This window comes from Modicisalibacter coralii, assembly GCF_004117855.1.
In the GTDB taxonomy this organism is placed as follows: domain Bacteria; phylum Pseudomonadota; class Gammaproteobacteria; order Pseudomonadales; family Halomonadaceae; genus Modicisalibacter; species Modicisalibacter coralii.
This window is the reverse complement of sequence record NZ_QWBW01000010.1, coordinates 1-17,385: the sequence shown is the minus strand read 5'-3', so window position 1 is coordinate 17,385 and position 17,385 is coordinate 1. Positions and strand designations below refer to the sequence as shown.

Below are 17,385 nucleotides of genomic sequence, written 5' to 3'. Positions count from 1 at the left end.
TTCAGGTCAGCAGATCCGCCACCGAGTCGAGGATCTCGCGCGGTCGGAAGGGGTAGCGCTCGACATCCTCGCGGCTCGAGATCCCGCTCAGCACGAGGATCGTGTGCAGGCCGGCCTCGATGCCGGCGATCACGTCGGTGTCCATGCGATCGCCGATCATTCCGGTGCGCTCCGAATGGGCGCCGAGCTTGTTCATCGCCGAGCGGAACATCATCGGGTTGGGCTTGCCGACGTAGTAGGGCTCGCGCTTGGTGGCGGCGGTGATCAAGGCGGCCACCGAGCCGGTGGCGGGCAGCGGCCCTTCGGGGCTGGGTCCGGTGACGTCGGGGTTGGTGGCGATGAAGCGCGCGCCGGCGTCGATCAACCGGATCGCCCGGGTGATCGCCTCGAAGGAATAGGTGCGCGTCTCGCCGAGGACCACGAAGTCCGGTGCGACGTCGGTCATCACGAAGCCCGCTTCGTGGATCGCCGTGGTCAGGCCGGCCTCGCCGATGACGAAGGCCGAGCCGCCGGGCGCCTGGTCGCGCAGGAAGGCGGCGGTGGCCAGGGCGGAGGTCCAGAGCCTATCCTCGGGAACGTCGATGCCGATACGCATCAGGCGGGCACTCAGGTCGCGTGGCGTATAGATGGAGTTGTTGGTGAGCACCAGAAACGGCGTGGCCTGGCTGCGCCATCGCTCGATCAGTTCGGCCGCGCCGGGCAGGGCGCGGTCCTCGCGTATCAGTACGCCGTCCATGTCGGTGAGCCAGCAGTCGATCGTCCGTTGGGTCATGCCGGGTGTCCTGTCGTCGTGTCGATGGGTCCAGAATACGTTCAAGCGCGGCGCTCTGCAGCCGCGCGGTCGTTCTCGAAGAAACAGCAAGAGGGAAGTCCATGGCTCACGACTGGGTGGCCTTCGCCAAGCAGCTGCGTTCCATCGCCCAGACCGGGCAGACCTACACCACCAACAAGTACGAGCTCGAGCGCTACCGCCAGCTCGAGACGCTGACCAACCAGATGTTCGCGGTGCTCGGCGACGTGCCGATCGAGCGGGTGGAAAACTTCATCGTCCCCGACCGTGGCTACGCCACGCCCAAGGTCGACGTGCGCGGCGCGCTGTTCGACGGCGACCGCGTGCTGCTGGTGCGCGAGATCAAGGACGGACGCTGGACCCTGCCGGGCGGCTGGGCGGACGTCAACGAGGGGCCCTCGAGCTGCGTGCTGCGCGAGATCGCCGAGGAGGCGGGGCGATGCGCCAGCAACCCGCGCCTGGCGATGCTCAAGGACCGCAGCCTGCACCCCTATACGCCGGTCTCGCCGGATCATATCTACAAGCTGTTCTACGTCTGTGACGACGACGGCGGCGAGTTCGTGCCCAACAACGAGACCGACGCCGCCGATTTCTTCGCGCTCGACGCCCTGCCGCCGCTCTCCGAGGGGCGGACCCTGGCCGTGGACATTCACCAGTGCCGGGAATTCCAGCGATCCGGGGCGCCGAGCGTCTACAGTGACTGAGCGCAAGCCGCGACTCATGGACGAGGAGAAAGAGCGATGAAGACACTCTGGCAGGGCTACCTGAACAGCTCGCTGATTCTGCGGGTGACCCTCGCCCTGATACTCGGCGTGATCGTCGGCCTGGTCGGCGGGCAGACGGCCGCCACCTGGCTGGCGCCGTTCGGCGAGCTGCTGCTGCGGCTGCTGAAGTTCCTGATCGTGCCGATCGTGCTGTTCACGCTGATGGTGGGCATCAACCAGGGCGAACGCGGCAGCCTGGGGCGCACCGGCCGCAAGCTGCTGGCGTACTACGTCGTCACCTCGGCCCTGGCGATCGTCGTCGGGTTGGCCGTGGCCACGCTGTTCGAGCCGGGCAGCGGCATGACCCTGGATCAGAGCGCGCGAATCGAGGTGCCCGAGAATCCGGGTTTCGTCCACGTACTGCTGAGCATCGTGCCCGACAACATCGTCTCGGCGTTCGCCGAGGTCAACCTGCTGGGGATCATCTTCACCGCCATCGTCTTCGGCATCGCGCTGTTGATGCTGCGTGCATCAAAACGTCAGGGGGAACTGGGCGAGCACCTCTATCGGGTGATCGAAGGGCTCAACGAGGTGACTCTGCGGGTGATGGGCGGGGTGCTGCAGTACGTGCCCATCGGGGTGTTCGCGATCGTCGCCGGGACGGTGGGCCGACAGGGGCTGGACACCATTCTCTCGCTGGGCGACATGGTGGCGGTACTCTACATCGCCCTGGCGGTGCAACTGGTCATCTATACCGGGCTCATGGGGCTGTTCGGGGTGCGCCCGGGCGGTTTCTTCCGCGAGGCGCGCACGCCCATGGCCACGGCCTTCGCTACCCAGAGCAGCTCGGGGACCCTGCCGCTGACCCTCGATGCCGCGCGCCGCCTGCGACTGCCGCGCAGCATCTACGGCGTCAGCCTCCCGCTGGGGGCGACCATCAACATGGATGGCGCGGCGATCCGTATCGCGATCTCGGCGGTGTTCGCCGCCAACGTGATCGGTGCACCGCTGGATCTGACCAGCATGCTCGAGATCGTGGTGATCGGCACGCTGACCTCGATCGGCACCGCCGGGGTGCCGGGCGCCGGCATCGTGATGATCGCCACCGTCTTTACCCAGGTGGGACTGCCGATCGAGACGGTCGCGCTGCTGACCTCCATCGACGCGCTGGTCGGCATGGGCTGCACGGCGCTCAACGTCACCGGCGATCTGGTCGGCACGGCGATCATCGCCCGCAGTGAACGTGGCAACGCCGGTCGATCGGACGAGACCGTCCCCGAGGCGAGTGACTAGCACGGGGGGAGAGAGGGCGGCAGGGCCGCCGCCCTCTCGGCCGCGTTACAGTCGGACCAGCATCTTGCCGGTGTTGCCCCCTTCGAAGAGCTTGAGGAAGGCGTCGGGGGTGGCGTCCAGGCCCTCCTCGACGGTTTCCTTGTAGCTTATCTCGCCATTCGCCACGCGCGGGCCGACCTCCTCGAGGAACCGGGGATAGTGGTCCCAGTGATCCATGACGATGAAGCCCTCCATGCGCGCCCGGTGGAACAGCAGCTTCGACAGGTTGCTGGGGCCGGGGGTGGGGCCTTGGGCGTTGTAGCTGTCGATCAGCCCGCACACGGCGATGCGCGCGCCGAGGCGCAGGTTGTCGAGTGCCGCTTCCAGGCAGGCCCCGCCGACGTTCTCGTAGTAGACGTCGAAGCCGTCGGGACAGGCCTTGTGCAGATCGGCGGCGAGCTCGCGGGCATCCTTGCCCCGGTAGCTCACCGGCGTGACGCCGAGCGATTCCAGCCACTCGAGCTTTTGCGGGGCACCGGCGATGCCGACCACTCGGCCACCCTTGGCCTTGGCCAGTTGCACGGTGAGGGAGCCCACCGCGCCGCTGGCGGCGCTGACCAGCACGTTGTCGCCCTCGCGCATGTCTGCGATGCGATTGAGGCCGGTCCAGGCGGTCATCCCGGGCATGCCCAGCACGCCGAGATAGGCCTGCTCGGGGACGCCCAGGTCGGGCAGCTTGTGCACGGCCTCGCCGGAAAGCTGGGCGACGTCGCGCCAGCCGGCCCCGTGGCTGACCTTGTCGCCTTCCTGAAAGCGCGCATCGCGCGAGGCGATCACCTCGCCGACCGCCGCGCCGTCGAGCGGTTCGCCGGCGACGAAGGGATCGATATAGGTGCGCTGGCCGCTCATGCGTCCGCGCATGTAGGGGTCCACCGACAGCCAGGTGTTGCGAATGCGCACCTCGCCGTCGGCCAGCTCGGGCAGTTCGCGATGCCGTAGCGCGAACAGGTCGCGCGACGGCATGCCGGTGGGGTAGTCGATGATGGTGAAGTAGTTCGATTCCATGGCAATGGCCTGTCGTTTGGTGGCTAACGGCTTACAGCCTAACGCAATGCGCCGCCATGTCACGAACACCAGCGCTCACGACTGGCGCTGCTTGATCTGTTCCTTGAGCGCGCCGGGGACCTGCTTGATGATCAGCCGGTCCTGGCTCTCGTCGTATTCGATGCCGTTGCCCAGCAGGTGCGAGTCGAAACTGATCGAGACGCCGCCGGAACGCCCCGTCAGGCGCTTGAACTGTTGCAGGGTGCGCTTGTCGGGGGGGATTTCCGGGGCCAGGCCATAGTCCTGGTTGCGGATGTAGTCGTAGAAGGCCTTGGGCTGCTGCTCGTCGACCAGCTCGGAGAGTTCGTCGAGGGTGATCGGCTCGCCGCGCCGGGCCTGATCGCTGGCGTAGTCGATCAGTGCCTCGGTCTTCTCGCGACTCTGTTCCTCGGGCAGGTCCTCGCTTTCCACGTAGTCGCTGAAGGCCTTGAGCAGGGTGCGGGTCTCGCCGGTGGCATCCACGCCCTCCACGCAACCTAGCCAGTCGCGAAAGCCCTCGGCGAGCTTCTTGCCGCCGCGATCCTTGTTGTAGGCCACGTACTGGCGGGAGTTGCCGGCACGCATCTGGCCGAGGTCGATGCGCGCGGCGAGCGTCGCCTGGGCGACGTTGAGCTGCGACACGGGGGCCACCGCCAGCCGTTCGTCGATGCCGAAGCCCTCGCGATGGTGGAGCAGCGCCAGAGTCAGGAACTCGGCCTCGCCCTGGCGGTTGTGGACGAACAGCAGGTGCCCGCCGGTGGGCAGGTGGTCGTCGAGCAGGGGGCGCAGGCTCTCCGCTGCCGCTTTCGTGACGTCGACGAAGGCCTCGGCCGGCGGCGCCCCGTCGTCGGTGCTGGCCAGATAGCGCGGCAAGATCGCCGCCAGGGTGGCCGACGGAGCGTCCTCGGCGAAGTAACCCCAGGCCTTGGCCTTGGCGTGGAAACTGCTGGTCAGGCTGGCCAGCAGATCGTCCACGGGGCCCGCGTCGGTCAACACGGCAGTGGCGCTGACCAGGCTGGCCGGCGCGTCGCTCCCGGGTTTATCGATACGGTGGACGATGCTGTGAATAATCGGCATGACACTCGCCTGGCTGAGGATGGGGCGGCGATGGTAACTCGCCTGGGTGGCGATCAATAGCCCATGAACGAACCACCCCGCGCCGGATGGCGCGGGGTGATCGCAGGGACGTGGCCCAAGGTCCGGGAGCCGGCTCAGTCGTAGAGTTCCGCCTTGGCATCGCGCATGACGTCCTCGCAGGCGGCCTGATGGGCGAGCTGGGTGAGCAGCCCCTGGGTGACCTCGAACCCCTTGCCGAGACAGGTATCGACGTCAGCGCGGCTGACGATGGGGGTGACGTCGTAATCGATCTTCAAGGTTCTGCCGCTGCCGTCCAGCCTGTCGGCGAGCGATCGCAGACGCCAGGCGATGCGCTCCTTCCAACTGGATGATTCTTCTGCCCCGTCGCTGACGCTGAACGTGCATTGCCACTCAGGTTTGTAGACCTTCATGAGAACCTCCTGTATCGGCTTGGTAATCACTGTTGGATCGTGACCGCTACTCCCTCTTTGATGATGTTGCCGGGCCCAGCATAGCGAAAATCCCGGTTTGGCGCAGGTGGGCCCGATATTGCCGAGCTACATGGGCAGTGAGTCGTCACTTCATGTCATGGTGCCGAGGCATGCAGGCCCTGGGCGACGAGCGCATCCGCCAGCGCCCGGGACGCCAGGGCGAACTCAACCCGTGCCGCCGCCAGGGCGCTGTCATCCTTCGATGCAAAGTCGCGTTCCAGGCGGTCGAGTCGCAGCTTGGCGCAAGCCAGGCGGCGCGCCAGGGTCGTCGCGACCAGGTCGTCGGTCAGTTCGATCGTCATCGATAACGTATCCATCGGAGGCTCCTCGCCGGAAGTCAGCGGCCAGGGGATCAGGCAGTGTTCCTGGAGCGTATCAGCCGCATACCGCCATCACCGAGGCAGTAACGCTCTTGCAATATATCGACCGGAGGTAGGCTGGCTTGAGTGCGACGTCTCGGTATGCCCGAGCGACGACGCTATCGATGGCGGCTTCCCTGTCGCCTCCCCGACGAGCGGGGGCGGTGGGTTCCTCGCGTGGGAGGGTCACCTTGAATGTAGAAAGCCCCGTGGGCCGCCGTAAAGGATCGCCGCCGGAAAATTCGCGGGACCCGTGCGGCGGCGGTTTTTGACCCGGTTGGACGATGAATATTGCCCATGGCCGGGATCGAGGCCGCCTATGAGCCGCTACGCTCGCGGGGCGATCGCTTCGCCGCCAGCCCAGGCAGGGCGGGCGCCGCGGGGCGTGTCGCCGGGTTGGCCGGCGTGTGGCTCGCGCGCGTCGTACGCTTTTCGGGCGTCCCGGTCGGTCGGGCGCGTTGGACAGCCCCGGTGGTTTCACACTATACCTCCCACGATGCGTCGCACCCGGTCTCGCCGATGAGGGACAAAATCGCCAGGCATTGCCCGTCGGGTTGCGCGGGAGCAAGGATGGACGGCCCCGAACGCCGATCGAGAGCCACGGCGTGGCACAGCGCCACGCTTTCATGACAGGAGAGTAACTACCGTGACCAGCGATGATCGCAAGCCCACGACAACCGATGCCGGGATCCCGGTCGCCAGCGACGAGCATTCTCTGTCTGTCGGCCCCGACGGGCCGCTGCTGCTCCACGATCATTATCTGATCGAGCAGATGGCCAACTTCAACCGCGAGCGGATCCCCGAGCGTCAGCCTCACGCCAAGGGCGGCGGCGCCTTCGGCCGGTTCGAGACCACCGAGGACGTTAGCCGTTATACCAGGGCCGCGGTGTTCCAGAAAGGCACCAGGACCGATGTGGTAATGCGCTTTTCCACCGTCGCCGGCGAGCGCGGCAGCCCGGATACCTGGCGCGATCCGCGCGGGTTCTCGATCAAGTTCTACACCAGCGAAGGCAACTACGACATGGTGGGGAACAACACGCCGGTGTTCTTCGTACGCGACCCGATGAAGTTCCAGCATTTCATCCGCTCGCAGAAGCGCCGCGCCGACAATCACCTCCGCGACCATGACATGCAGTGGGATTTCTGGACGCTGTCACCGGAGTCGGCCCATCAGGTCACCTGGCTGATGGGCGACCGCGGCATCCCCAAGACCTGGCGGCACATGAACGGCTATTCCAGTCACACCTACATGTGGACCAACGCCCAGGGCGAGAAATTCTGGGTCAAGTATCACTTCAAGACCGATCAGGGCATCGAGTGCCTGACCCAGGACGAGGCGGACCGCCTCTGCGGCGTGGACAACGACTATCACACCCGCGACCTGTATGAAGCGATCGACCGCGGTGAATGCCCGAGCTGGACGCTGTACATGCAGGTCATGCCGTTCAAGGATGCGGATACCTATCGTCTGAACCCCTTCGACCTGACCAAGGTCTGGCCGCACGACGACTATCCGCTGATCAAGGTCGGCAAGCTGACGCTGGATCGCAACCCCACCGACTATCACACCGAGATCGAACAGGCGGCCTTCGAGCCCAACAACCTGGTGCCCGGTATCGGCATCAGCCCCGACAAGATGCTGATCGCCCGCGTGTTCTCCTACGCCGATGCGCATCGTGCGCGGCTCGGGGTCAACTACAAGCAGATCCCGGTCAACTCGCCGCTCGCGCCGGTACACAGTTACAGCAAGGACGGGGCGATGCGCGTGAAGAACGTCAGCGACCCGGTCTATGCGCCCAACTCCAAGGGCGGGCCGGCGGCGGACGGCGAACGTTACCCCACCGACTCCACCTGGCAGGCCAGCGGCGACATGGTCCGTGCGCCCTATACGCTGCGCCAGGACGACGACGATTACGGCCAGGCCCACGACCTGATCAACAAGGTGATGGACGAAGCGGCCCGCGACCGGCTGGTCGACAACGTGGTCGGTCACGTGCTGGGCGGCGTCAAGGAGCCGGTACTCTCGCGGGTCTTCGAGTACTGGAAGAACATCGACGCGACCATCGGCCGGCGCATCGAGGAAGGGGTGAAGGCGAAGCTGAACTGAACCGGTCGCGACCGATACCGGGACCACCAGCGGCCCGCCAGCCACCCGGCTGGCGGGCCGCTGTCGTCAGGGCGTGCAGCGGTAGAAGTGTGCCGGCAGGAAATTGATCGGCTCGAACTCGCGGGTCACCTTGGAGAAGGTCCGGCGCAGCGTGGGCAGCAGCTTGGGCGAGAACTGGTAGAGCAGGAAGGTGCCGGCGGGCGAGATCACCTGACGCGTCGCATTGAGGATGCTTTCGCCGACCGGGCCGGGCAACGTGCTGAAGGGGATGCCGGCAATGACGTAGTCGACCTGACCCAGTTCACGTTCGGCGAGAATCTGCTCGATATCGGCCGCCGAGCCATGGACCACCTGCATGCGCGGATCGGGATAGACGCGCTGGATGTAGTCGACGAAGTCCGCATTGGTCTCGATCACGATCAGCACCGCATCGGCGGGCATCTGGCGGAGGATCTCGCGGGTGAAGGTGCCCACCCCCGGGCCGTATTCGACCAGCACCCGGGTATGCTGCCAGTCGATATGAGTCAGCATGCGTCGCACCAGGAAGGGCGAGCTGGGGATGATCGAGCCCAGCATTTTCGGGTGCTTGAAGAAGTTGCGGGCGAACAGCGCCATCTGGCGGTGGCGGGAAGGGGGGGACTGGCGTCGGATCGGCTCGTCGGGCTTCATGGGTGGCGCTCTTGGTTCGCGAAAGCGTTTGGCAACGCTGTTCATCTCACCCTAGACCACCGCACCGCTTACTGAAAGGGGGCCGGCGACGGGGAAGGCGCCGCCGGGTTCGGGAGAACGGCGCGGCGGCTCGCCCGGTCGCCGTGCCGTCCGCGCCTCACTCGCCGGTCGAGTCGACCAGTTGCTGGCGCCGGGCACCGCCCTGGCGCTCGAGCATCCAGCCCGGGTATTCGGGGGGCAGTTCGCTGACGCGGTCGAGGGTGGCGAGTTCGGCGTCGTTGAGCCGGACCCGGGTCGCGGCGACGTTGTCGTCGAGCTGGTCGATGCGCTTGGCGCCGACGATCACGCTGGTCACCGCCGGGCGGTGCAGCAGCCAGGCCAAGGCGATCTGTGCCACCGAGACGCCGTGAGCCTCGGCGATGCCGCGCATCGCATCGATGCAGTCGTAGGCGCGCTCGACATTCACCGGCGGGAAGTCGAAGTGGGTACGGCGGCTGCTGCTCTCGGCCTGCGTGTCGCGCCCGTACTTGCCGCTCAACAGGCCGCCGGCGAGCGGGCTCCAGACCATCAGGCCGAGATTCTCGCTGTTGAGCAGGGGGATCAGTTCACGCTCGAGGTCGCGCCCGGCCAGGGTGTAGTAGGCCTGCAGCGATTCGAAGCGCGCCAGCCCGTGGCGTTCGGCGATGCCCAGCGCCTTCATGATCTGCCAGGCTGCCCAGTTGGAGACCCCGACATAGCGTACGTGGCCGTGGCTGACCAGATTGTCCAGGGCGCGCACGGTCTCCTCGATGGGCGTGGCCGGATCGAAGCCGTGAACCTGATAGAGGTCGATGTGATCGACCTGCAGACGCTTCAGGCTGGCCTTGACGCCGTTCATGATGTGATAGCGCGACAAGCCGCGCTGATTGACGCCCGGGCCGGTATCGCCGAACACCTTGGTGGCGAGGACCACGTCGTCGCGGGCCACGTCGAGATTCTTCAGCGCCTGACCGGTGATGACCTCGGCCTTGCCCTGCGAGTAGATGTCGGCGGTATCGATGAAATTGATGCCGGCGTCCAGCGCGCGACCGATCAGGGTATCGGCGTCCTTCTGCTGCAGGTCGCCGATCTGGCTCCACAGTTCGCCTTCGCCGCCGAAGGTCATGGTGCCGAGACACAACTCGGAGACGAATAGGCCGGTATTGCCGAACTGGCGATAGCGCATGCGATGGCTCCTCTTCAGGCCGGAAATCGTTTGCCGCTTTGCAGTATGGTCGTCACCCGCCGCCGGGGAATAGCGCGATCCTGCTGAATGCGTGTCGGATTCTATGGAGATTTCCGGGAGGAGAGTCGCGTGCCGTCTGGGCGGCCCGGTTCGTGCGACCGGGCCGGTGGTTCAGAGCTTCTTTCAGAACCGGTGGATGGGATGGGCTTCCTCGGTGGCAAGGCCCGAGGCGTCGGACCGTTGCGAGGGCGCTGTACACCCATCCCTGGGCGCTACCTTTGCCATCCATGGCAAAGGACCCTCGCTTCGCCTTGCCCCCGACGCCCATCATCATCGGGGTTTGGAAATGCGTTCTCAGAGAGGGTCACGACGACTTGGCATTGTGCTTCGGCTTTTGCTTCTGCGACGCCGAGGCCATCTGCTCGAGTTCGTCTTCGCTCATGGAGTCGTACATCGACTTGGCGGCGCCGTCGAGTTCGCTGGCCTTCTTCTCGCCGCGCTTGGCGGCGAGCGCGGCACCGGCGGCTTTCTGCTGGGCTTCGGATTTGGCGGGCATGGGATAACCTCCTGTCGTCCGGGGCGCCGGTCCGGTGGCGCCGAATTACCATCGCGGGCTGGCTACCCGCTGGTTATCAGACTAGATGGCTGGGTACGTCATGCCAATCGTCGGGCGGTCATCGTCGTTTGCTGGTGGCCTGACGCCCGGTCAAACGCCGCCCCGGCACAAGGCCGGAGGGCGGAGCAAGCGGCAGCGGCGGCACGTTTCAGGTCTCGGGCAGCTCGGCGTTGTGATAGACGTTCTGCACGTCGTCGAGGTCGTTGAGGGTGTCGATCAGCTTCTCGAACATCGCCACGTCGTCGCCCTCCACTGCCGTGGTGGTCTGCGGGATGAACTGGATCTCGTCGACATCGAACTCGATCTCGCCGAAGGCGTCGGTCAGCGCCTGCTTGGCCTTGGCGTAGTCGGTGTGCGGGGCGAAGACGGTGATCCGGCCGTCCTCGTTCTCGATGTCGGTGACATCGACGTCGGCTTCCATCAAGGCTTCCAGCGCGGTTTCCTCGTCCTCGCCCGGATAGGCGAGGATCGCGCAGTGATCGAACATGTGGCTGACGCTGCCCGGCGTGCCGAGCTTGCTCTTGGCCTTGTTGAAGCAGGCGCGCACGTCGCCGAAGGTGCGGTTGGGATTGTCGGTCAGGCAGTCGACGATCACCATGCAGTTGCCCGGGCCGAAGCCCTCGTAGCGGGCCGGCGAGTAGTCCTCGCCGCCGCCACCCTTGGCCTTGTCGAGCGCCTTGTCGATCACGTGCGAGGGCACCTGATCCTTCTTGGCGCGATCGATCAGCCCGCGCAGCGCTAGATTGCCGTTGGGGTCGACCCCGCCCGACTTGGCACAGACATAGATCTCGCGGCCATACTTGCTGTAGACCTTGGTCTTGGCGGCGGCCGTCTTGGCCATGGATTCCTTGCGGTTCTGGAAGGCCCTGCCCATCGTGCTTGTCCCGTCACGTCATCTGAAGGGGGGAATCTTACTCAACAAGCGCTGACGCGAACAGGGGCAATTGGTCGTCGCCATGGCGTCTCACGGGGCCGCCTGGCCGTCGTCCGCGTCGTTGCGGATCAGTTCGGCGTGGCGCTCGGCGAGAAAGTGGCCCAGCGGCTCCAGGGCCTCGATGTGCTCGCTGAGCGTCTTGACCGCGACCAGCAACGGCACGGCGACGATCATGCCGACGACCGACCACAGCCAGGCCCAGAAGGAGATGGTCAAGAAGACCACCACGGTATTGAGACGCAGGCTGCGCCCGACGAAATAGGGCGTGATGAGCTGACCCTCGAGGGTGGTCAGGAGAAAGTAGGTGCCGGCGACGATCAGCGGCCACCCCAGCCAGTCGAAGGAGACGATGGCGACCACCGAGGCGATGAGAATGCCGGCCAGCGCCCCGAGATAGGGGATGAAATTGAACAGGAAGGCGATCAGCCCGAAGCTCAGCGGGCTGGGCATGCCCAGTGCCCACATGGCGGTGCCGACCGCGATGCCCAGGCCGGCGTTGATCAGGGTGATGGTGAACAGGTAGCGGGACAGCTTGCGCTCGATGTCCTGGGTGATGCGTACCGCGCGTTTCTTGTCGCGCAGGGTCGGCATGACGTGAACGATCTTCTCGTAGAACATGTCGCCCGAGGCGAGCAGGAACAGCAGCAGTACCAGGGTGAACAGGGACTGGGTGATGAAGGTGGGAATCAGGCTGGCGAGCTTCTTGGTGAGACTGTCGTCCTGGGTTTCGACCTGCTGCACCTGATTATTGTCGGACTGGGTCATCGACTCGAGTTTCTCCTTGGCGGAGAAGAAGCCGCTGAAGGGGCCGGATACCTCGTTGAAGCGAATCTCGATCTTGCGCTCGATCGCCGGCGCGTTGTTGATCCAGCCACTGACCGGCACGGCCAGGGCGGTGGCGATCATCAGCAGCCCCGCGAGCAGGGTGGACATGATGATGACCGCCGACCAGCCCTGGGAGACGCCGCGCCGGTCGAAGAAGCGGCGGATCGGGCTGAAGACCATCGAGAGCAGAAACGCCAGCACCACGGGGACGAGGAACAGCTGGGCAAAGCCCAGGGCGAAGATGGAGAGGTAGAGAAAGATCCCGATGCCGACCCATCGGGGCATGGCTTCCATCCAGGGGCGTTTTTCGGTGTCGGGGGTCTTGCTGGTGGGGAATTTGTTCATCGTCATCGAGCCATCCGCTGTGCGTCCATTCGGGGAAAGCCGGGCTGTCTGGGGCGGGACTATGGGTCTCGCGGTCCTCGGCTCAGTATCGGAGCGTACTCGCCGGGGCGCCATTCGGGCACGCGAGGCGACTCGAACTCCTTTCGAATCGCCGGGTGCCAGCGCCGGGTGAGCCGTCCGGGGTTCTTGCGAGCGACACGGCCCCAGGTGCCGGAGGCTTCAGACTAGCCGAGACGGCGCGGTGCGTGCCAGCGGCAGGGCCTTCCGGCCGTGCCGCCGACCAGCGCGATGACCGCCGATCCGCTGATGGGAAAAAGCGGAGGCGACGTTGAAGTTTGCCGCTATCGATGGCACGTAAGGGAAGAATGACTCACACGAGCAGGAGACACGCATGAAAGTGGTGACACTCAAGCGGCCCGGTGGCCTGGACAACCTGCAGCTCGACGAGCGTGACGCGCCGGGCGAACCCGGCCCGGGGGAGATCCGCGTGCGCCTTCACGCCAGCTCGCTCAACTATCACGACTACGGCGTGGTGTCCGGGGCGATGCCCACCGAGGACGGGCGGATTCCGATGTCCGACGGTGCCGGCGTCGTCGAAGCGGTCGGCGAGGGTGTCGAGGCGTTCGCCACCGGTGATCGCGTGGTTTCGGTGTTCTTCCCCACCTGGGAGACGGGGCCCGCCATGGTGGGCGACTTCAAGACGGTGCCCGGCGATGGCGTCGACGGTTATGCCCGCGAGCAGGTGATTCGGCCCGCCGAATGGTTTACCCATGCCCCGGCGGGCTACAGCCATGCCGAAGCGGCCACGCTGACCACCGCCGGTCTCACCGCCTGGCGGGCACTGGTGGTCGACGGTGGCATCAAGCCCGGCGACAGCGTGCTGGTCCTGGGGACCGGTGGCGTGTCGATCTTCGCCTTGCAGTTCGCCAAGCAACTCGGCGCGACCGTGATCGCCACGTCGTCCTCCGACGAGAAGATCGCCCGCCTGCGGGAGCTGGGGGCCGATCACACGATCAACTACAAGGACGAGCCCGAGTGGGGCAAGCGCGTCAAGGCGCTCACCGACGGTCGCGGCGTGGATCACGTCATCGAGGTCGGCGGGCCGGGTACCCTGCCGCAATCGATCGACGCGGTGCGCATCGGTGGTCATATCGCGCTGATCGGTGTCCTGACCGGACGGGGCGGTGAAGTGCCCACTGCCAAGCTGATGGCCAAGCAGGCCAGGCTGCAGGGGCTGATCGTCGGTAGCCATCAGGAGCAGATCGAGATGATCCGCGCGATCGAGATCAGCGGCATTCGCCCGGTGATCGACCGTTCCTTCGGGCTCGACGAGATCGCCGACGCCTTCCGCCATCAGGAAGCCCAGAGGCACTTCGGCAAGATCTGCCTGGAGTTCTAGGCTCTGCACGAAAACTGCCTTCGCTCGTCGACTTTTCGTACAAACCCTAAGAGGTATCGCAGTCGGGGCCGCGCCTCGCTTGTCGTTCGCGGGAGGGCTTGCCATCCTTGGAGCCGGTGATTAGCCAACGAACGAGGAGCACGACATGAACGTGACCTTCATCGGCCTGGGGATCATGGGGCGGCGCATGGCCGCCAACCTGCTCGATAACCCGGACGTGACCCTGACCGTCTGCAACCGCTCGCTGGGCCCGGTCGCCGAACTGGAGGCGGCCGGGGCCAGAGCGGCCGACGATTGGACGACGGCGGTGCGCGACGCCGACGTGGTCTTCACCATGCTCGCCAGCCCCGATGTGGTGGAGGCCGTGGCCTTCGGCGACGGCGGTTTCGTGGCGGCGATGCGCGACGGAGCGCTGTGGGTCGACTGCTCCACGGTCAACCCGTCGTTCAGCCGGCGCATGGCCGAGCGCACCCGCGAACACGGCCGGCGTTTCGCCGACGCGCCGGTTGCCGGCACCCGGCAGCCCGCCGAGGAGGGCACCCTGACCTTCCTGGTGGGGGGCGACAGCGCCGATTACCAGCGCCTCGAGCCGTTGCTTCGGAGCATGGGCGAGAAGATCCTGCATGTCGGCGATACCGGCCAGGGGGCGAGCTTCAAGATGCTGGTCAATGCCATGCTCGCCCAGTCGATGGCGGTCTATTCGGAGACCGCGCTGCTCGGCGAGAAGCTCGGCTTTTCGCGGGACTTCCTCATGCAGACATTGCCCGGGCTGCCGGTATCGGCGCCGTTTCTCGCCGGCAAGGCGGGCCTGATTCGCCAGGGCGACTACCCGCCCCAGTTCCCGCTGGAGTGGATGCACAAGGACCTGCACCTGCTCGCGCTCACCGCCTACGAACACGACCAGCCGATGCATCTGGCCAACCTCGCCAAGGAGCTCTACGCCGGCGCCAAGCAGGCCGGACGCGGTCGCGACGACTTCGCGGCGATCTTCGAGTACCTCGACAACGGGTGAACGCCATTCCCTCGGCTACGCTTTGTCTGAAAAATGTCTGCGCTCGCCCATACGGCGTTAAAAATTAACTCAAAATGCTCATTTACGACTTGTAAACTGCGCTTTTTCGTCAATTTTTGCCTTGTCTGGCCATCGCTCGCCGACTTTTCAGACAGAGCTTAGTGGTCGAGCCGAAAGGAGAGCGCAAACGGGAAACGGACCGCCCGAAGGCAGTCCGTTCACGAGGGGATCACATCAGCGGGTACCTGGCGGTCACGGGCTGATGTCGTAGCGGAAATATTTCTTCATGATCCTGTCGTAGGTGCCATTGTCGCGAATGGTGGCGAGCGCCTCGTTGAACCGCTCGACGAGTTCCTTGTCGCGCTTGCGGAAGGCGATGCCGACGCCCTTGCCGAAGAATTTCTCGGGGCCCTTGATGAAGCCGCTGATGCGCTTGAATTCGCTCTTGCCCGAGTCGATCTCCAGGTACTTCTCGGCGATCGGGTAGTTCATGAAGGCCAGATCCAGCCGCCCGGCCCGCATGTCGGTGATGACGTCATCGATATCGTCGTAGCGACGCACGTCCAGCACATCGCCGTAGAGCTCGGTCACGTAGCGGTCCTGGAGGGTGGCGCGCTGTACGCCGACGCTCCGGCCCTCGAGCTGCTGCTTGTTGTGAATATCGATCTTGCTGTCCGCCGGGGCGATCCAGGCGCGTGGCGTGGCGGAGTAAGGGTGGGTGAACAGCACCTTACGCTCGCGTTCCGGGGTGATCACCATGGATGACATGATGGCGTCGTACTTGCGGGCCAGAAGACCGGGAATGATCCCGTCCCAGGGCTGGGTCACCCACTCGCACTGGACGCCGACCTCCTTGCACAGGGCGTTGCCCAGGTCGATGTCGAAGCCTTCCAGGGTCCCGTCGGGTGTCTTGTATTCGAACGGTTCGTAAGGCACGTCCACGGCGATGCGGACCGTGTCGTCGGCCTGGGCGCCGGTCGCCATGACGGACAGGCCGATCAAGGTGCTGGCCAAGAGCTTTTTCATGAGTCGTCTCCTTGTTGTTGCACTTTCGCGGTTGTGTTGCATTGCTGCGATCAGCACCGAAAGGGAGGCCCTTCAGCGCTGCTAGAGGCCCGGGGCCCGCCGGTCACGGGCTGATGTCGTAGCTGAAATACGTCTTCATGATCTCGTCGTAGGTGCCGTTGTCCCTGAGGGTGTCCAGCGCATCGTTGAAGCGCTCGACCAGGGCCTTGTCGCGCTTGCGGAAGGCGATGCCGACGCCTTTGCCGAAATACTTCTCGGGCCCTTTGATGAACCCGCTGACCCGTTTGAACTCGCTGCCCTGGGCATCGACGTGCAGATGGGTTTCGGCGATCGGATAGTTCATGAACGCCAGTTTCAAGCGACCGGTCTGCAAGTCGACGATCATGTCGTCGACCGTGTCGTAACGGCGTACGGTCATGGCATCGCCGTAGAGGTCGGTGATGTACCGATCCTGCAGGGTTGCGCGCTCGACGCCGACGGTCATGCCTGCCAACTGTGGCTTGTCGTCGATATCGATGGTCCGGTCGGCCGGCGCGATCCAGGCGCGTGGCGTGGCGGAGTAAGGGTGGGTGAACAGCACCTTGCGCTCGCGTTCTGCGGTGATCACCATCGACGACATGATGGCGTCATACTTCCTTGCCATGAGCCCGGGGATCAGGCCATCCCAACGCTGGATGACCCACTCGCATTCGACGCCGGCTTCTTTGCAGAGCGCATTGCCCAGATCGATGTCGAATCCCGTCAGTTCGCCATCGGCATCCCGATATTCGAAAGGTTCATAGGGGACATCGAGCGCGATGCGTACCGTGTCATCGGCGTGAACCGTACCCGTGACGATAGCCAGGCCGATCAATGAACTTGCCAACAGCTGTCTCATGACGTTGTTTCCTTGTTGTTTCACTGGTTTTCACGATGGGGCCCGATTTTTTGTTGTTCAGGGCCTCATGTCGTGTCATGGGCTGACGGTTTCCAACGCGCGTTCGATCTCGTGATTCAGGCTTGCGGCTTGAGATGCGCCAGCAGCCGGGCCTCCAGGAAGCGGAACAGATAGAGGATGGCGAACGTCAGGCACAGATAGATGGCCGCGACGAACAGGAAGGCATCGAAGGGCGCGTAGAAGCGGGCATAGACGAAGCGCGCCGCGCCGGTGAGGTCCATAATGGTCACCACGCTGGCGATGGCGCTGGCGTGAAGCATGAAGATCACCTCGTTGCCGTAGGCCGGCAGCGCGCGACGGAAGGCGCTGGGCAGCACGATGCGCCGCATCATCTTGGCCCGGGACATGCCGTAGGCCCGGGCGGCCTCGATCTCGCCGCGGGGCGTGGCCTTGATCGCGCCGCGGAAGATCTCGGTGGTGTAGGCCGCGGTGTTCAGCGTGAAGGCGATCAGCGCCGGGTAGAAGGGCTTGTCGAGGATGACCCACAGCCAGGTGTCCTGGATGCCCTCCACGAAGACCACGCCGTAGTAGATGA

General features: G+C 65.2%; 18 protein-coding genes. 5 read left to right on the top strand and 13 right to left on the bottom strand.

The window, feature by feature from the left end; translation table 11 throughout:
• Window position 1 precedes the first annotated feature (1 nt).
• A complete protein-coding gene (locus tag D0901_RS06205) occupies window positions 2–772 on the bottom strand; it encodes an HAD-IIA family hydrolase (protein WP_129139433.1) in 771 nt (256 codons plus the stop codon).
• 101 nt (window positions 773–873) lie between these two features.
• Here D0901_RS06205 and D0901_RS06200 point away from each other — a divergent pair, with 101 nt between their 5' ends.
• Window positions 874–1,494 (top strand): NUDIX hydrolase, encoded by a 621-nt coding sequence (locus D0901_RS06200; protein WP_129139432.1) that lies wholly within the window; start codon window positions 874–876, stop codon window positions 1,492–1,494.
• A gap of 36 nt (window positions 1,495–1,530) precedes the next feature.
• Window positions 1,531–2,787, top strand: coding sequence for a dicarboxylate/amino acid:cation symporter (locus D0901_RS06195; RefSeq protein WP_129139431.1), 1,257 nt, complete (start codon window positions 1,531–1,533; stop codon window positions 2,785–2,787).
• A gap of 45 nt (window positions 2,788–2,832) precedes the next feature.
• Here D0901_RS06195 and D0901_RS06190 read toward each other — a convergent pair whose 3' ends face one another.
• The 4 genes from D0901_RS06190 to D0901_RS06175 form a co-directional block, all read right to left on the bottom strand.
• Complete coding sequence (locus D0901_RS06190) at window positions 2,833–3,831, bottom strand: NADP-dependent oxidoreductase (protein WP_129139430.1); 999 nt, start codon at window positions 3,829–3,831, stop codon at window positions 2,833–2,835.
• A gap of 75 nt (window positions 3,832–3,906) precedes the next feature.
• The gene (locus D0901_RS06185) at window positions 3,907–4,926 is read right to left on the bottom strand and encodes a nucleoid-associated protein (protein WP_129139429.1); all 1,020 of its coding nucleotides are present in this window, start codon (window positions 4,924–4,926) and stop codon (window positions 3,907–3,909) included.
• 134 nt (window positions 4,927–5,060) lie between these two features.
• Complete coding sequence (locus tag D0901_RS06180) at window positions 5,061–5,357, bottom strand: hypothetical protein (RefSeq protein ID WP_129139428.1); 297 nt, start codon at window positions 5,355–5,357, stop codon at window positions 5,061–5,063.
• A 155-nt stretch (window positions 5,358–5,512) separates the two neighbouring features.
• The gene (locus tag D0901_RS06175; RefSeq protein WP_129139427.1) at window positions 5,513–5,734 is read right to left on the bottom strand and encodes a hypothetical protein; all 222 of its coding nucleotides are present in this window, start codon (window positions 5,732–5,734) and stop codon (window positions 5,513–5,515) included.
• 688 nt (window positions 5,735–6,422) lie between these two features.
• Here D0901_RS06175 and D0901_RS06170 point away from each other — a divergent pair.
• On the top strand, window positions 6,423–7,883 hold the full coding sequence (locus D0901_RS06170; RefSeq protein ID WP_129139426.1) for a catalase: 1,461 nt from the start codon (window positions 6,423–6,425) through the stop codon (window positions 7,881–7,883).
• Between the two features lie 66 nt (window positions 7,884–7,949).
• Here the strand turns inward: D0901_RS06170 and D0901_RS06165 are convergent, their stop codons facing one another.
• The 5 genes from D0901_RS06165 to D0901_RS06145 all read right to left on the bottom strand — a co-directional run bounded on the left by D0901_RS06165 (window position 7,950) and on the right by D0901_RS06145 (window position 12,482).
• Window positions 7,950–8,552, bottom strand: a complete 603-nt coding sequence (locus D0901_RS06165) for a class I SAM-dependent methyltransferase (protein ID WP_129139425.1) — start codon at window positions 8,550–8,552, stop codon at window positions 7,950–7,952.
• Window positions 8,553–8,709: 157 nt separating this feature from the next.
• Entirely contained in the window at window positions 8,710–9,756 is a 1,047-nt protein-coding gene (locus D0901_RS06160) for an aldo/keto reductase (RefSeq protein WP_129139424.1), read from the bottom strand.
• Between the two features lie 364 nt (window positions 9,757–10,120).
• Window positions 10,121–10,312: a DUF3008 family protein gene (locus D0901_RS06155; protein WP_129139423.1), complete on the bottom strand. Its 192-nt coding sequence runs from the start codon at window positions 10,310–10,312 to the stop codon at window positions 10,121–10,123.
• 208 nt (window positions 10,313–10,520) lie between these two features.
• Window positions 10,521–11,246, bottom strand: coding sequence for a YebC/PmpR family DNA-binding transcriptional regulator (locus D0901_RS06150; RefSeq protein ID WP_129139422.1), 726 nt, complete (start codon window positions 11,244–11,246; stop codon window positions 10,521–10,523).
• A 90-nt stretch (window positions 11,247–11,336) separates the two neighbouring features.
• A complete protein-coding gene (locus D0901_RS06145) occupies window positions 11,337–12,482 on the bottom strand; it encodes an AI-2E family transporter (RefSeq protein WP_203234807.1) in 1,146 nt (381 codons plus the stop codon).
• Between the two features lie 385 nt (window positions 12,483–12,867).
• Between D0901_RS06145 and D0901_RS06140 the strand changes: the two genes are divergently transcribed.
• Together D0901_RS06140 and D0901_RS06135 are read left to right on the top strand one after the other, a co-directional pair.
• Window positions 12,868–13,875, top strand: coding sequence for a zinc-dependent alcohol dehydrogenase family protein (locus D0901_RS06140; RefSeq protein WP_129139421.1), 1,008 nt, complete (start codon window positions 12,868–12,870; stop codon window positions 13,873–13,875).
• A gap of 145 nt (window positions 13,876–14,020) precedes the next feature.
• Window positions 14,021–14,887, top strand: a complete 867-nt coding sequence (locus D0901_RS06135; RefSeq protein ID WP_129139420.1) for an NAD(P)-dependent oxidoreductase — start codon at window positions 14,021–14,023, stop codon at window positions 14,885–14,887.
• A gap of 252 nt (window positions 14,888–15,139) precedes the next feature.
• On the opposite strand, the gene D0901_RS06130 is transcribed toward D0901_RS06135, so the two are convergent.
• From D0901_RS06130 to D0901_RS06120, 3 genes are all read right to left on the bottom strand, one after another.
• Window positions 15,140–15,913, bottom strand: a complete 774-nt coding sequence (locus D0901_RS06130; protein WP_129139419.1) for a transporter substrate-binding domain-containing protein — start codon at window positions 15,911–15,913, stop codon at window positions 15,140–15,142.
• Window positions 15,914–16,016: 103 nt separating this feature from the next.
• Window positions 16,017–16,790, bottom strand: a complete 774-nt coding sequence (locus D0901_RS06125; protein WP_129139418.1) for a transporter substrate-binding domain-containing protein — start codon at window positions 16,788–16,790, stop codon at window positions 16,017–16,019.
• Between the two features lie 116 nt (window positions 16,791–16,906).
• Window positions 16,907–17,385 (bottom strand): ABC transporter permease (locus D0901_RS06120; RefSeq protein ID WP_129139417.1); only part of this gene is annotated, 479 nt, incomplete at its 5' end.